Below are 14,801 nucleotides of genomic sequence, written 5' to 3'. Positions count from 1 at the left end.
CGGCGTCACCGTGTTCTCGGATCAAGGATGCGGTAAAGCACATCCGAAATGATGTTGATCGTCAGGAAGACGGCGCCGATCGTCAGCACTGCTCCCATCACGACATTCATGTCATTCATCTGAAGCCCGCGCGTCAGATACTGGCCAAGTCCCGGCCATCCGAAAACGGTCTCTATGAGCACTGCGCCTTCCAGAAGGCCCCCGAACGTCAACGCCATGATCGTCAATAGCTGCACGCGAATGTTCCTGAAGGCGTGGCGCCAGACAACCTTGCGCCGCCCGAGCCCCTTTGCCCTGGCCGTCACAATGTATTCCTGACTGAGCTGCTCGAGCATGAAGCTGCGCGACATGCGGCTGATATAGGCCACGGAATAGTAGCCAAGGATGGCGCCGGGAAGGATGATGTGGCCAAGCGCACTCTGGAACACGTCCCACTGCCCCTCAACCGCAGAGTCGATCAACAGAAAGCCGGTTACAGGTGTGACGAGCCCCTCATAGAATACGTCGACGCGTCCCGATGCGCCGACAAGCTGAAGCTTTGCATAAAAGACAAAGAGCGCCATCAGGCCGGTCCAGAAGATCGGAATGGAATGACCGGCCAGCGCAACGATCCGTGCAACGTGATCAATGACGGTGCCGCGCCTGACGGCAGCGGTGATGCCGAGTGGTACACCGACGAGTGCTCCGACGATCATGGCGATGACTGCAAGCTCGATTGTCGCAGGGAAGATCGCCAATAGGTCGGTGAGGATCGGCTGTCCGGTCGTTGCCGATGTTCCAAGGTCGCCCGTCGCGACCCTTCCGACATAGCTCAGGAATTGCACGAGGATCGGCTGCCCCAGTCCCAGCTCGTTGTAGACACGGTCATAGACCTCCTTGCTGACCTCCGGCCCGGTGATGGCAAGCACCGGGTCGGCGGGAAGCAACCGCCCCATCGAAAAGGTAAGAAAGAGCAGGCCGAGCAGCGTGGTCACGATCGCCACCACGCGCCCTGCCAATCGTCTTAGAATGATTGCGAGTGGATGCGGCGCAGCATAGGCCACTTCTTCTTCGCTGAAAGTGGTGTCGGAATCTCGCTTGGATACTAGATCGGCATTCGCCACGACACCTTACTCCTTGGTTACGTCGTGCCAGCGCGTCGACCATGTCGTGTGGCCGTGGTAACCCTTGACTGCGGCACGCATGACATAAGGGTCCGTCCGCTGGAAGAAGATGACGAGCGGGGCATCCATTCCGGAATAAACGCTATCCATCTTCTTGAAGATTTCCGTGCGTTTGCCGCTATCACGTTCCTTCATCGACTGATCGACGAGCGTGTTAAGTTCGTCCACCTTCATTCCGGCCCGCCATAGATAGTAACTTCCAAGACGTGCCTCATCGCTGTTGTCCGGATTGTAGGCGTACTGGGTGGCAACAGCGAAGGGGTCGGGAAGACGGGCTCCCGAGTTTCCGAGCAGGACTTCGTATTTCCGCTCCCTGAACGCTGGCGTGAATTCGCCAGGCACGAGATCAAGGTCAAGTCCGGCGACGCGCGCACTCGCCTGCAGCGCCTCGGCAAACGGCAAGGTTGCCGCTCCGGACGGATTGAGGACCTTCTTCAATCCATTGGGATACCCTGCCTCTGCAAGCAGTTGCTTGGCTTTGGCAGGATCGTAGTCATAGCGGGAAGCCGCCTCGTCGGGAGCGCCCATCATCCCACGCGGGATCATCGACTGCCACGGGAAGCCCGTGTAGCGCATGATGTTTCCGGAAATCGCCTTCCAGTCGAACGCATGTTGGAAGGCCTCGCGAACCTTGGGCTTTTGAAGATCCGGATCCTTCTGATTGAGGGCAATGTAATAGAAGCCGAGGCCAGGAACGTTGTCGATCACCATCTCCTTGTTCGTGGACAAGGCATCGAGATCGCCGCTTGCCAGATATTGTCCGACATCGACGTCGCCTGCTTCAAGCTGCAGCCTGAGATTCCCGGATTCAGGAATGTGTCGGGCAACCACCCGCGCCATGGCCGGGGCACCACCCCAATAGGCCTTCTGCGCGTTGAAGATCGCAACATCGTTTGGACGCCATTGGGCAAGCGCAAACGGCCCGCTTCCCGCCGAGTTGGCCGACAGCCAAGCGCCCCCAAGGTCGCCGTTCGCCTCGTGCGACAGCACCGTCTTCTTGTCGACGATGCCGATCGACGATCCGGCAAGGGAATAGAGTACCAGATCGGTATTGACGGGTCGTGGAAGTTCAATCTCGAGCGTGCGCTCGTCCTTGGCTCGTACAAGCTTCTCGACGTTGTCAGGCGTAAAGCCCCATAGCGCGATATCGGTCGAACCGACCTGACCCATCTTGATGACGCGTTGGATCGACCAGGCAGCATCTTCTGCCGTGACAGGATTGCCGCTTTGGAAGACAGCATCCTCGCGCAATGTCAGGCTGATGACCTTGCCGTCGTCCGACACGCTCCATTTCGTCGCGAGCATCGGCTTTAACGTCTTCAGATCGTCCGGCGACAACTGCACGAGGTTATCGTAGAGGTTGGAGATCAGTTCGGAGACTGTCCGCGCATTGTTCTGCGCCGGATCAAGCGTTCTGATGCCGGTCAGATTGGTACCGATCACCAGCATGTTCGGCGGGGATGCCGCAAGTGAAGGTTGCGCGACAATCAATGCGCTGGCCATTGCAGCCATTGCCAACAGGTTCCTCAGCATTTCAAGACCTCCCAATCTTGGGGCGTCAAATCGCCCTGGCTTAACAGATGAATGTCGAACTCAGCCCGCCGCCCTCGTGTCGACCGGCGCTTCCCCATACCGCTGGATGTCACCGGCAGCCTCCCAGGCACGAAGCAGGCGAAACAGTTCTTCTCGATCGCTCTCGTCCAGCATCGGCAATCCCGGCACGCGAACCGGACCGACGTTCAGGCCGGAATGGGTGACCGCCTCCTTGACGACCGTCACATTCGCACCGTTGCGGTATTTCGTGCGCATGCGTTCGAACGGCTCAAGCTTGTTGAGAATGGCGCGAGCCCCGTCGTAATCGCCGCTGGCAAGCGCTTCGTGCACCGCAAGCGAGAGCTTTGGCGCAACGTTGACAAGTCCGGAGGTAAAGCCCCGTGCGCCGGCGGCGGTAAACGACAGAGCCCAGCTTTCAGCGAGGCCGCAGACAAAGAGTGCGCCTGCAGGATCGGAGGCTGAAATCGCCCGCGAAAGCAGCATTAGATCCGGTGTTGCGAACTTGATGCCGGCGATGTTTTCATGGCGGGCAAGGCGGACCATGTCTTCGACATTAAAACCGTCGGCTCGCACATAGGCAATCATTGGCAGGGGCGAAGCATCCGCCAGCTTGCAGAAATAGTCGATTTGCGCCGATGGTGCCGCAAAGGGATCGACGGGCTGATGCGCCATGACGGCAGATGCGCCGATCGCAGCTGCGTCCCTTGCCATTCGGACTGCCTCGCGCAGTGATCTGCCGATCGCGGCCGTCACCGGCGCCTTGCCATCGACACCTGTGACCGCAGCCTCGTGTACGCTGCGGATCTCCTCCACGGTCAAGGCATAGAACTCGCCGGTGTTTCCAGCCGCGACGATGTTGTGGATGCCAGCCATCGCCACCCGGCGATAAATATTTGCAGTCGAACGGGGTTCGACCTCACCGTTTTTGTCATAGGCCGTCACGGGAACGCCGGACACGCCCGTCAGGGCCTGGCGCATGGTTGCGATACTCATCTTCTCTCCCCTACCTGTCGATCAACTCGCGAAGCGGATAGGCGCCAGGCGCTCGCCATCAACATCAAGAGCAATGGCGGTACCGGCCTCGTAACAGCCACTGCGGTCGGTCGGCTCATCAATTGACGCCCTGGAACATTCGAGCGCGCGCGTTCAGGATGTGGCGCTTCATCGCGTCGTGGGCCTCGGCTTCGTTCCGCGCAAGGATCGCCGCCACGATCACCGCGTGCTCATCCTGGACGCTGCGTATCTGCGCAGGCGTGCGCTTGAGACTAAGACTTCGCGTCACGGAATGACCGACAGCAAAATGTGGCCTGAACCACTCGCGGACCGTGATGTGGAACTGGTTTCCGGTGGCAATGGCGATCGCGTCATGCAGCGCCTCATCCTCATCGGCCCCAAGCTCGCCGTTGCGCAAGCATTCCTCGATTGCCTGCAGTGCGGCCATGATCCGCTCCTTATCCTCCGGCTGCCAGTTGCGGGCGGCAAGCTCGGCTGCCTCCGCTTCGAGACCTGCGCGAAATTCGAAGAAGCGCTGAACGTCGGCGAGCGATCCGACCGGCACCATCTTCAGCATCGATGAGTCCGGCCGCTGTCGGACATAGGAGCCGGAACCCTTGCGTGAGACGACAAGACCATCGGTCCTCAATCGTTCAAGTGCTTCGCGCACGACCGGCCTCGAAGCACCGAACATGGCGGCAAGCTTCGATTCCGGCGGCAACCGTTCGTTCACCGGAAAGTTTCCGTCTGCGATCATCCCGACGATCTTCTCGTAGATGATGTCGCTGAAGCGGGTTGCACCCTTGCTAGGCTCCATGGCGGCGGAAAGTTTCGTCATCGTCCCTTTTCTTTCCTCCAGACCGCAAATTCCGCAGCGGTGCCCTCGTTGGGCGGATAGAGACCAAATATCCCCTGCCCGGCGCGCACCCGTTCCTCGACAAAATCCTCGAAAACGGTTTGCTCGAAAGCCTCGTTGGCGACCTCTTCTGCCATCGCTGCAGGGATGACGACCACGCCTTCATTGTCGCCAACCATGAGATCGCCGGGATAGACGGGAACATCACCGCAGCCAATCGGCTGATTGATATCGAGGGCATGGTGGCGCACCAGGTTCGTCGGCGCCGAGGGTGCTGCGTGATAGGCTGCAAACGGCAGGGAGGCGATGTCCGGCGTGTCGCGGAAACCCCCATCGGTAACAACGCCTGCCGCACCGCGCTTGAAGAGACGCGTAATCAGGATTCCACCGGCGGAAGCGGCCGAATGATCCTTGCGGCTATCGATAACAAGCACGGCGCCTTGCGGGCATTCTTCGATGGCGCGGCGCTGCGGGTGATTCAAATCGCTAAAGACGCCGAGATGATCGATGTCTTCCCGCGCAGGAATGTAGCGCAGCGTGAAGGCAGGCCCGACCAGGCGAGGCGCTTGCGGATTGATCTTGTGAATGCCGCGGATGAAGACATTCCTCAAGCCGCGCTTCATCAACACCGTCGTCAGCGTTGCCGTCGAGACTGCTCCCAATTTTGTTCGCACAGCATCTGACAGATTCATGTCCCCATGCCTTCCTGGACGGTCGTTTAGAGGTGAAAACAGGCGTTTCCTCACCACCATCGCTACATAATCTGTAATTATCTGTCAACTCTTGTAATTATTTGAAACCTTGCCTATCGTCAGCAGCAGCGCCAGGGAGAGCGCTTTGAGGCAGGACGGGAGCTCGTCCTGCCGTCCGCCTTTTGGGCAATGTGGGAGGAAGTGATGCGGAATCAGTCTGCGCGACATCGTCGGGCGCGCGATCCCTGGAGAGCATGCCGGAGTTTGCCACCTTGACGGACATGCCGAGGGATCAGACGGGAAAGCGCTGCATGCTTGTCGAGGTCACGAAGGAGACAAGGACTGCAGCGCCGCTGTTCGGCGTCGGACAATCCTCAGAGCGCGCCTCGATCAGCGACAGCGGGATCGCTCGCTGCATCTTCGCTGCATCTAACAGACATCTGAGGCACTGGAGTTTCTTACAATGAAGATTACCGGGATCAGAACCTTTCTCATGCATGCCGGCCAGCCCGATCCGTCCAAATGGGCTTCTGATGAACGGTCAGGCGATGGCGCCTCCAGGCTGCCAGGCACAAGAAACTGGCTGTTTTTGAAAATCGACACGGACGAAGGCATAACAGGTATCGGCGAATGCTCCGGATGGCCGCGTGTCATCGAGACCGCGATCCACGATCTTGCGCCGCTCCTCATCGGCGAGGACCCGGCCCATATCGAGCGGCTATGGCAGAAGATGCATGTCGCCATGATGGGTCACGGCATGTTGGGAACGGTTGGCGCCGGCGCCATGACCGGCATAGACATGGCACTGTGGGACATCAAGGGAAAGTCGCTCGGTGTGCCAGTCTGGATGCTGCTTGGCGGCAAGGTTCGTGACCGGATTCCGATCTACTCCCATGCAAACACGCCCGAGCGGGCACTTGCCGTCAAGGAACGCGGGATAAAGGCGATCAAATGCGGCGGGGTTGCGGACCCGGTGCGCAAGGTTGCCGCATTGCGCGAAGCAGTCGGCAACGAGATCGACATTGCAATCGATCTTCATGGCCCGCCCTGGCTAACACCGGCCGATGCCTGCCGGCTGGTCAGGGCGCTTGAGCCTTACGAACTCTTCTGGGTCGAGGATCCGATCGCACCGGAAAACATCGATGGCTACCGACGCATTCGCGATGCCGCCCACGTTCCCTTGGCAGCCGGCGAACGTTCGGCGACGATTTTTGGAGAGCGCGAACTGATCGAAAACGAACTGGTCGACATCATCCAGCCCGATACCGGGCGGGCCGGTGGCATTACGCAGATGAAGAAGATCGCGGCCATGGCCGAGGCCCATCACATCCAGATGGCCCCGCATTCAGGCTCGCTCGGTCCTGTCGCCGAATACGCTGCGTTGCACGTGCTGGCGGCTATTCCGAACGCCCTCATCCTCGAACGCATCGATGACGATTGGGACGGTCGAAAGCTGACGATTTTGCCCCATCCACAACAGGTCGGCGGATCGATTGCCGTCCCGGACGCGCCGGGTCTTGGTTGTGATATCGATGAAGCATTCGTGGCGCGCTTTCCAAGCGGCGGGAATGTCTCCGTGCCGGTGCCCGAGAGTGCCGGCTCCTACAATCCCGGAACTTATAACGAGCATCTTTACGTCCAGACGCGCCTGTCGCGTCACCGCTATTTCAATCGCTAGAAGGAAAGAGAAATGAAGATCGACCGCATGCGGGTGTTCATGACCCGCGACAAGGACCGTCCCCGCGTCATCGTCGCACTCGACACCGACGACGGTCTGACGGGCTGGGGCGAATGCTACAACCACGGTCCCGACAAGGCGCTACCTCCCCTCCTCGACTACCTCTATGGCTTTCTGTCCGGTCAGGATCCAACGCGTGTCGACTATCTGGTCAATCTGTTGATCCAGCAAAGCCGGTTCCCACCGGGCGCCCTTGGGTTGGCTGCGATCTCGGCGCTTGATCACTGCCTTTGGGACCTCGCCGCAAAGGCCGCCAACCTTCCCGTCTACAAGCTGCTTGGCGGTGAAGTTCGCGATCGTGTCAAGGTCTATGCCGGCGTCTACACCGCACCCGATGCACCAGCTGCGCGCGATGAGTTCGATCGGCTGAATGAAGAATGGGGCTTTACCGCATTCAAGCTCAGCCCTTGGCGCATCGACATGCACGCACATCGCTGGGGCAATGTGGTCAAGGCGTCGGCGGATTATTTCCGCTCTCTGCGGGAGACCGTGCGGGACGAGTACGAGATCGCATTTGACGCACATGCAAAGATCTTCGAGCCTGTCGCCGCACGCCAGCTCGGCAATGCGCTTGCTCCCTACGATCCGCTGTTTTACGAGGAGCCCCTTCGCCCCGAAAACATCGAGGCCTGGGGCGATCTCAAGCAGGGGCTGAACTGCGTGCTCGCAACAGGTGAATCGTTGTACAATCGAAACGAGTTCCTGCGCCTTCTGCAGGTCAAGGGCGCCGACCTGATCCAACCCGACATCTGCGTGGTCGGCGGCATCAGCGAGATGCGGCGCATTGCAACACTTGCCGAAGCGCATTTCGTCGGCGTGGCGCCCCACAATCCCATGGGACCACTCGCCACGGCCGTGAATGTTCACTTCTCCGCCGCCGCACAGAATTTTCGTATTCTGGAGTATCGGCTGCCTAAGGGGCAGGCGTATGTCTACGGCGGCCTTGATATTGAGAGCCGACAGGGCGAAACGCGTTACGTCATCGATCCCTATTTGCCCAAGGACGGCTATCTCGAGCTGAGGCCGGACAGGCCAGGCTGGGGCGTTGAGATGGACGAAGAAGCAATGGTTCATGAAGGCTATGTGCACTGGCAACGCCGCGTTCCCAAACGGCCGGATGGCTCTTACGCTTTTGCGTAGGTGCTCATCGAGCGCCGACCAGCCTTGAAGGGCAGACTGTCAACAGCATCGGCGGCATTTGACGCCGCCGATGAAAGCGGTCAGCCTACCGATAGTGGATTGGTTGTGTAAAGTTTGAGTTGGCCGTCGTCGATTGCAGCGACTGAATGATGCTGATTAACGCCCCCGTTCGGGAACATGTCTACATGGATGCGGTTATCCGCGAAGCAATGCCAGACTTGAAAGGAAAGAAAAGCAACGCACCCCACGTGTCAGGAGAACCGATGCTCCTTTCCGTTGACGGGGGACGCGAAGAGGGTCTCGCCGACCGAAATTTGTCGGTCGCCGTCCGTGCGTACGACGAGCACCTGCAATTCCGGTACATCAAGATGGATGACCGTATCTGCGCCGAGCCGCTCGATATGACGCACTTTGCCTTGCCATTTTCCTTCCGTGGATGAGAGCGCGATATGTTCGGGCCGAATACCATAAATCCGGCAGCCTTCCCGCGCGGCAATCTCCGCCTCAAACAGGTTCATCTTCGGCGAGCCGATAAAGCCCGCGACAAATGGAGTGGCCGGATTGTTGTAGAGCGCCATCGGTGTCCCGACCTGCTCGATGGCCCCGCCGTTCAAAACGACGATCTTGTCGGCCATTGTCATCGCCTCCACCTGATCGTGCGTGACGTAGATCATAGTGGCGCCGAGCTTGGCATGAAGCTCGGTCAGTTCGATGCGCATCTGCGAGCGGAGCGACGCGTCGAGATTTGACAGGGGTTCGTCGAACAGGAAGACTTTCGGGTTGCGGACGATGGCACGGCCGATCGCGACGCGTTGGCGCTGGCCGCCGGAGAGCGCCTTTGGCTTGCGGTCGAGCAGATGCGAGAGCTGCAAGATATCGGCAGTCTGCTTCACCCGTTGGGCGATTTCCGCCTTGGGCCGCCTGGCAAGCGAGAGGCCGAAGCCGATGTTTTCTGCGACCGTCAGATGCGGATAAAGCGCGTAGGATTGAAACACCATAGCAATGCCGCGCTTGGAGGGTTCGGCATCTGTGACATCCTTGCTGTCGATGAAGACCTTGCCCGATGTCTGGGTCTCCAGTCCGGAAATGATGCGCAGCAACGTCGACTTCCCGCAACCGGACGGACCGACAAAGACGCAGAATTCGCCGGCATCGACAGTGAGATCAACTCCCTTCATCACCTCCAGGCTGCCAAAGCTCTTGCGGACTTTTTCGAGAACAACGCTTGTCATGGCTTATCCCTTGACTGCACCGGCGGTCATGCCTGCAACGATCTGCCGGTTGAAGAAAATGAAGACGATCAGGGGTGGAATGGTCACGAGAAGGATGTTCATGAACAGCAGATTGAACTGCGTCTGGAACTGTCCCTGAAAGTTATAGAGCGTCAGCTGCACCGTGACGTTTTCGCGGCCCGGCAGATAATAGAGCGGGTTGGTGAAATCGTTGAAGATGGCGATTGACTGGACGACGATGACCGTAACGGTGACCGGCTTCAGCAGCGGCAGGATGACGCGAAAGAAGATCTGTAACGGTTTTGCACCGTCAATGATTGCGGCCTCGTCGAGATCCCGAGGAATGGTTGCGATGAAACTGCGAAACAGCAAAACCGTGAAGCCAAGGCCATAGGCAAGCTGGATCAGAACCATGCCAGATAGTGTCTTGAAGAGACCAAGCATCTGCAACACCCAGATGGTCGGGACAACGGCCGGGGGAATCATCAGGCCGGCTAGCACGCAGCCGTAGATGACCGCGTTCCAGCGTGACGGGCGGCGCTGCAGCACATAGCCGACCATGGCGCCGAAGAGCACCAGCAATGTGACGGCGGCCACAGTGATGACGGTCGAATTGAAATAGGCAAGCAGCAGCATGTAGTTGCGGGTCTGGACGACCTCCATGAAGTTCTGCCAGAGCTGCCACTCGGCCGGCCAGCTGAATTTCAGCGTTGCCGCATCCTGCTTCGTCTTGGCGGCCGTGATGAAGATAAACATGAATGGCAGCACGAAGATCACGCCGCAAGCAGCCAAGGCCGCAATCCCGGTATAGATCTGGCGGCGGCTCATAGATCCACCTCCTTGCGATTGAACCAGGCCGTCAGCGGCAGGACGATCAGCCCGATGAGGAGGAAGAGGATCACGTTACCGGCAGTCGAGAGACCGTAGAAACCCGCCTGATATTGCTTGTAGATGACGCTTGCCAGCACATCCGACGAAAAGCCCGGACCGCCGCGCGTCATCGCCCAAACAAGATCGAAGCTTCTTAGCCCGCCGATGAGGGAGAGTGTCACGACGGTGACGGTGGCGGGTCTGACCAGCGGCACGGTGACACGAAAGAACATCTGGCGGCCAGTCGCCCCATCAATGCGGGCGGCCTCATAATAGTCCGGGCTGATTGAGGCCAGACCTGCGATATAGATGACCGTTGCAAGCCCGATCCCTTTCCAGAGGTCGACGAAGATGATGGAGTAAAGCGCAAGCGCGGGGTCGGTCAGCCAGCCGGGACCATGGATGCCGATCGCAGCAAGTGCCACATTGATCAGCCCGCGTGTCGGATGCATGAGCACCGAGAAGGTGATGCCGACGCCAATCGTCGAGACGAGAACCGGAAAGAAAATCACGGTACGCAGCAGACCTTGTCCCCAAAGCCCGGAGGTCAGCAATACGGCGAGCAGCAGACCGAGAACGGTTTTCGTGCCCGAGGTCAGGACAGCATAAATGATCGTGTTGACGAGGCCCTGTATCAAAAAGGGCTCGCGAAAAAACTGCCGGTAATTTTCCAGCCCGATGAACTGTGTCGTGAACAGGTCCCAGCGCGTGAGGCTGAACCAGAAGGACGCTATCGTCGGGGCCAGAAACAGAACAGTGAAGACCACTGCCGCTGGCAGCACAAACCAGTAGGGATAGGCGGACTTTCGTGTTGTCATACGGACACCTTGAAGCGTCCCCCATCCAGGTTGACCTGGATGGGGCATCGGCTGGGAGGTTACCAGTTCGGCAGGCCAAGCTGCTTGGCCTGCTTCTCGACATCCTGGTCGTAGAGCGCAGCCGCGTCCTTGGCGGAGCGGATGCCGGTTCCGACTTCAACCGTAATCTGCTCTAGTGCCGGTCCCTTGACGGGTGAGAGGAACTCGAGTGCCGGGCCGTTGCGGCCCTCAGTGTCAAAATATGGGAGCATGTCGGAAACAGCCGGCGGAATATCTTTCGGGAGCTCGCACCCCTTTACGAGATACGGACCCGACGGGACGGCCTTTGCCATCAGGTCGCAGGATTCCTTGGAGCCAACGAAATCGAGGAATTTCTTGGCTTCCTCGACATTTTCAGATTTGGCAGAAACATAGAGCGCTGAAGGCATCCAGACCGTCAGGCCATTCTTTCCAGCATCCATGCCCGGTTGAGCGAAGAAGCCGAGATCTTTCAGATTGTCCGGAAAATTCTGCTGGACATTGCCGATACCGAAAGTGAGGTTCGGATAGTGCGCGGCCTCACCCGTCGCGACCATGCGCATGCCGTCGTCAAATGTCGCAGCACCGAAGTCGGCATTGAGGTACCCTCCCTTGGCCACTTCCTCCAGGTGTTCGAAGCCATGCAGTGCCGCAGGCGTATTGGCATACTTGACCTTGTTGGCAGTGTAGTCGTCGGCGAAATTCGGGAACTCGGCCTGAACATTATAGAAATCGGCAAGCACGAAGAGCTGCGACGTCCAGGTCGTGCCGTAGGTCTGGGCGACCGCCACCTTTCCGGCCGCCTTGATCTTCTCATTGTTGCTCATGAACTCCGCCCAGGTCTTCGGCGGGGTGAGGCCGAGATCGGCGTAGATCTTCTTGTTATAGAATATGCCGCCACCCATGGCCGGACCGAAGGGAATGCCGCGGACATGGCCGTCCGGGCCGCTAACAACCTTCTTGAACGTGTCAAGAATACCAGCTTCCGAGGGAAGGTCGGCAAGGTCGGCTATCGTTTCCTGCGGCTTCAAAGCCTGGAAAAGCGAACCGCTATTATACTGGAAGATATCCGCCATCTCGCCGGTCGCGAGCCGGGTCTTGATGATGTTGTCGCCTTCGGAGCCGCCCGCGCGCTGCTCGACGTCGAAGCTGACGTCAGGATGCTTTTCCGTATAGGCCTTTGAAACCGCATCGAACGAGGCAATGGATTCCGGATTGGTATCGATCAGCACACTGAGGGTCACATCCGCATGTGCCACTCCAGCGGCAAGAGCCATGATGCTGGCTGCAAGGATGCTGCACTTCGTCATTCGCATAGTCATTTCCTCCTCTTGAAGACCGGAATGCGTAAGCTGATTGCCCGCAGATCGAAGACCTGCAGGCAAATTGCATCAGTTGGAAAACGTAATCTTATGCTCCCCCGCGCCGAGCCTGATTTCCTTGCCGTGCTCTACATTGGCGCCATTGGCCTGCAGCGACTTGCGCTCGCTTTTCCCCTCGAGACGCGCAGTGACACCTTCCGGCAGCACCAGGCGGCATGTGACGAAACCTTCCTCCAGGGTCCATCCAGCCTCGATTCGACCAAAGCGCGTATCATGCCATGCCGAAACCGGCGAGAGAGCAGGCAAGATTGCGGGATCGAAGAGAACTTCCTCGAAACCGGGCTTGTCTTCCAGCGGCTTGATCCCGGCAACGTCTTCGAAGAGCCATTGGCAGACCGCGCCATAGGCATAGTGGTTATAGCTGTTCATGTCAGGATCATAGATCGTACCATCTTCGGAAAGTGCATCCCATCGCTCCCAGATCGAAGTCGCGCCGCGGTCGACCTGATAGAGCCATCCGGGAACCTTCCGGTTCAGGAACATCTTCTCGGCAAGATCCACCATACCAAGTCGGGTCAGCGCCGGCAGCAGGGCGGGTGTGCCGATAAAGCCTGTACCGATGACCCCATCCGTTTCCTCCGCCACCCTACGGAAGTAGCCTTGCGCGGCTTCCTCGTATTCCGGGGGAACGAGGCCATAGAGGAAGGCCAGGGCCCACGAGGTCTGGTCATTATGGGCAATGCGGCCGGAGGGTGCGAAGAACTCGTGTCTGAATGCTGTCTTAATCTCCTGAGCGCGCTTCTCGAGCCGAGCAGCTTCGACGGTCTCACCGAGAACACGGGCGATCTTTGCCGTCAGTTGCGTTGAAATGAAGTGGTATAGGGTAGCTGCGCAATCATCTGCTATGGTCGGGCGGGGCTTTCTGTTATCCCCGACCGGCTGAAGCCAGTCGCCGAAGGTGAAGCCGTGCGCGCCCCAGACGGCGGGCGGCCGGATGATCGGCCCATCAGAGATGCCCCAGAGATAATCGAGCCAGCGCAACATTGCGGGGAAGCACTCTTCCAAGGCAGCGCTGTCACCGTAATGCAGGTAAAGCTGCCAGGGAATGATGACGATCGCATCGCCCCAGCCGGTCGATCCCGCCCAGTCACCGCGGCCATCGATTGGGTGGAGCCGCGTCGGATCAGGCGAAAAATGCGACACTGCCCCATTGGCCCGTTGATCGTGGATGACATCGCGCAGGTATTTCTTGAGGAAGGAGTGGCTGTCGGCAAGCCAGCAGGCCGTTCCGGCGAAAACCTGCGCATCACCGGTCCAGCCGAGACGCTCGTCGCGCTGCGGGCAATCGGTCGGCACTTCGATGAAATTCGAGCGCTGCGACCAGATCGTGTTTTCGACCAATCGGTTGACGCTCGCAACACCTGAGGTAAACCCGCCGGCAGTCAGGGGTACCGAGGTTATCGGCACCATCGTGATGGCGGTGAGTTCGGCCTCACCTGTCACAGTGATGCGCGCGTAACGGAAGCCGAAGAAGGTGAAGAGCGGCGCATAATCCTCCTCGCCTTGCCCGGAAAGCGTATACGAGACTTCAGCACGCGCACTGCGATAATTGCGATTGTCGAAGAAGCGATCGGGGCCGAGCACTTCGGAATGCTCGACGCGCACCTTTGCTCCGGCGACACCCCTAAGGCGCAGCCGGACATAGGCGCCGGCATTCTGTCCGAAATCAAAGACAGTGCGGCCATCGGCCTCCGTCCAGCTGTCGGTCGGTGAAAGAGCGTCCAATTCCTTGACCGCACCAGTCTCATGCGGGACGAGCAAGGCCCTGTCGAAGGAGAGCACATCGACGCCATGGCTATCCTTTGGACGAATGCGGGCGTCATAATCCTCGCCATAGTAGATGCCGTTGCGAACAACGGGTGTGAAGCCGCTCTTCCAGCTATCGTCGGTTTTCACGAGTAGCTCGCCGCCGGCGCGCAGTTCTGCGATCGCCCCCGTCCGGTCGCCCCAGCAATTGAGTATCGGGTTGGATGCCCACATCAGCTGGCTGCGATACCAGCCGTCGCCAAGCCAGATTTCGATGCGATTGTTGCCGGGTTGCAGGAGCTTAGCGACATCGTAGGCCTGATAGGCAATCCGGTCGTCGTAGCAGGTCCAGCCGGGGGTCAAGAGATCGGTGCCCACGCGTTTTCCATTGAGGAAGGCGCGGTAGAGACCGAGGGCCGAGAGGCTAAGAACTGCTTCGGCCGGAACCACATCGAGCGAGAATTCACGCGCGACGAATGTGCCCTGTGTTGCCTGGCCACCGTCGCAGGCGGGTCCGATCATCGACGCTGTAAAATGGAAAACAGAACCGGCAAGGCCGTCTTCCCCGGCAAGGCCGTGGGCCGAAACAGTCTTCATCT

General features: G+C 59.0%; 13 protein-coding genes. 2 read left to right on the top strand and 11 right to left on the bottom strand.

Annotated features, from left to right (window positions below; genetic code table 11):
* Nucleotides 1-5: 5 nt before the first annotated feature.
* From C934_RS0108740 to C934_RS36155, 6 genes are all read right to left on the bottom strand, one after another.
* The gene (locus tag C934_RS0108740) at nucleotides 6-1,103 is read right to left on the bottom strand and encodes an ABC transporter permease subunit (RefSeq protein WP_018856336.1); all 1,098 of its coding nucleotides are present in this window, start codon (nucleotides 1,101-1,103) and stop codon (nucleotides 6-8) included.
* A 6-nt stretch (nucleotides 1,104-1,109) separates the two neighbouring features.
* Nucleotides 1,110-2,696 (bottom strand): ABC transporter substrate-binding protein, encoded by a 1,587-nt coding sequence (locus tag C934_RS0108735; protein WP_018856335.1) that lies wholly within the window; start codon nucleotides 2,694-2,696, stop codon nucleotides 1,110-1,112.
* A gap of 60 nt (nucleotides 2,697-2,756) precedes the next feature.
* The gene (locus C934_RS0108730) at nucleotides 2,757-3,710 is read right to left on the bottom strand and encodes a dihydrodipicolinate synthase family protein (protein ID WP_018856334.1); all 954 of its coding nucleotides are present in this window, start codon (nucleotides 3,708-3,710) and stop codon (nucleotides 2,757-2,759) included.
* Between the two features lie 118 nt (nucleotides 3,711-3,828).
* A complete protein-coding gene (locus C934_RS0108725) occupies nucleotides 3,829-4,548 on the bottom strand; it encodes a FadR/GntR family transcriptional regulator (RefSeq protein WP_018856333.1) in 720 nt (239 codons plus the stop codon).
* Nucleotides 4,545-5,258 carry a ribonuclease activity regulator RraA gene (locus C934_RS0108720; RefSeq protein ID WP_018856332.1) on the bottom strand — a complete coding sequence of 238 codons (714 nt, stop codon included), beginning with the start codon at nucleotides 5,256-5,258 and terminating at the stop codon, nucleotides 4,545-4,547. The genes C934_RS0108725 and C934_RS0108720 overlap by 4 nt, the downstream gene beginning before the upstream one ends.
* A gap of 292 nt (nucleotides 5,259-5,550) precedes the next feature.
* Complete coding sequence (locus C934_RS36155; RefSeq protein ID WP_272481246.1) at nucleotides 5,551-5,676, bottom strand: hypothetical protein; 126 nt, start codon at nucleotides 5,674-5,676, stop codon at nucleotides 5,551-5,553.
* A gap of 45 nt (nucleotides 5,677-5,721) precedes the next feature.
* Between C934_RS36155 and C934_RS0108710 the strand changes: the two genes are divergently transcribed.
* Nucleotides 5,722-6,936: a mandelate racemase/muconate lactonizing enzyme family protein gene (locus C934_RS0108710; protein WP_018856330.1), complete on the top strand. Its 1,215-nt coding sequence runs from the start codon at nucleotides 5,722-5,724 to the stop codon at nucleotides 6,934-6,936.
* A gap of 12 nt (nucleotides 6,937-6,948) precedes the next feature.
* Nucleotides 6,949-8,136 carry a galactarate dehydratase gene (locus C934_RS0108705; protein ID WP_018856329.1) on the top strand — a complete coding sequence of 396 codons (1,188 nt, stop codon included), beginning with the start codon at nucleotides 6,949-6,951 and terminating at the stop codon, nucleotides 8,134-8,136.
* Between the two features lie 251 nt (nucleotides 8,137-8,387).
* On the opposite strand, the gene C934_RS0108700 is transcribed toward C934_RS0108705, so the two are convergent.
* From C934_RS0108700 to C934_RS0108680, 5 genes are all read right to left on the bottom strand, one after another.
* Nucleotides 8,388-9,368 carry an ABC transporter ATP-binding protein gene (locus C934_RS0108700; RefSeq protein WP_018856328.1) on the bottom strand — a complete coding sequence of 327 codons (981 nt, stop codon included), beginning with the start codon at nucleotides 9,366-9,368 and terminating at the stop codon, nucleotides 8,388-8,390.
* A 3-nt stretch (nucleotides 9,369-9,371) separates the two neighbouring features.
* Entirely contained in the window at nucleotides 9,372-10,196 is an 825-nt protein-coding gene (locus tag C934_RS0108695) for a carbohydrate ABC transporter permease (protein ID WP_018856327.1), read from the bottom strand.
* On the bottom strand, nucleotides 10,193-11,056 hold the full coding sequence (locus tag C934_RS0108690) for a carbohydrate ABC transporter permease (RefSeq protein ID WP_018856326.1): 864 nt from the start codon (nucleotides 11,054-11,056) through the stop codon (nucleotides 10,193-10,195). Before C934_RS0108690 ends, C934_RS0108695 begins: the two co-directional genes overlap by 4 nt.
* A gap of 59 nt (nucleotides 11,057-11,115) precedes the next feature.
* A complete protein-coding gene (locus tag C934_RS0108685) occupies nucleotides 11,116-12,396 on the bottom strand; it encodes an extracellular solute-binding protein (protein WP_026371676.1) in 1,281 nt (426 codons plus the stop codon).
* Nucleotides 12,397-12,465: 69 nt separating this feature from the next.
* Nucleotides 12,466-14,799, bottom strand: a complete 2,334-nt coding sequence (locus tag C934_RS0108680; protein WP_018856324.1) for a family 78 glycoside hydrolase catalytic domain — start codon at nucleotides 14,797-14,799, stop codon at nucleotides 12,466-12,468.
* Nucleotides 14,800-14,801 lie beyond the last annotated feature (2 nt).

The organism is Rhizobium sp. 42MFCr.1 (assembly GCF_000377185.1).
Taxonomy (GTDB): domain Bacteria; phylum Pseudomonadota; class Alphaproteobacteria; order Rhizobiales; family Rhizobiaceae; genus Rhizobium; species Rhizobium altiplani.
Note: the sequence above shows the minus strand (reverse complement) of the source record. Positions and strands in the feature narration are given on the sequence as shown.

Bases quoted from the DNA above. Each gene is read 5' to 3' on its own strand.
- C934_RS0108735 (WP_018856335.1), bottom strand. From the start codon at position 2,696: ATGCTGAGGAACCTGTTGGCAATGGCTGCAATGGCCAGCGCATTGATT.
- C934_RS0108730 (WP_018856334.1), bottom strand. From the start codon at position 3,710: ATGAGTATCGCAACCATGCGCCAGGCCCTGACGGGCGTGTCCGGCGTT.
- C934_RS0108725 (WP_018856333.1), bottom strand. From the start codon at position 4,548: ATGACGAAACTTTCCGCCGCCATGGAGCCTAGCAAGGGTGCAACCCGC.
- C934_RS0108720 (WP_018856332.1), bottom strand. From the start codon at position 5,258: ATGAATCTGTCAGATGCTGTGCGAACAAAATTGGGAGCAGTCTCGACG.
- C934_RS36155 (WP_272481246.1), bottom strand. From the start codon at position 5,676: ATGCAGCGAGCGATCCCGCTGTCGCTGATCGAGGCGCGCTCTGAGGAT.
- C934_RS0108710 (WP_018856330.1), top strand. From the start codon at position 5,722: ATGAAGATTACCGGGATCAGAACCTTTCTCATGCATGCCGGCCAGCCC.
- C934_RS0108705 (WP_018856329.1), top strand. From the start codon at position 6,949: ATGAAGATCGACCGCATGCGGGTGTTCATGACCCGCGACAAGGACCGT.
- C934_RS0108700 (WP_018856328.1), bottom strand. From the start codon at position 9,368: ATGACAAGCGTTGTTCTCGAAAAAGTCCGCAAGAGCTTTGGCAGCCTG.
- C934_RS0108695 (WP_018856327.1), bottom strand. From the start codon at position 10,196: ATGAGCCGCCGCCAGATCTATACCGGGATTGCGGCCTTGGCTGCTTGC.
- C934_RS0108690 (WP_018856326.1), bottom strand. From the start codon at position 11,056: ATGACAACACGAAAGTCCGCCTATCCCTACTGGTTTGTGCTGCCAGCG.
- C934_RS0108685 (WP_026371676.1), bottom strand. From the start codon at position 12,396: ATGACTATGCGAATGACGAAGTGCAGCATCCTTGCAGCCAGCATCATG.
- C934_RS0108680 (WP_018856324.1), bottom strand. From the start codon at position 14,799: ATGAAGACTGTTTCGGCCCACGGCCTTGCCGGGGAAGACGGCCTTGCC.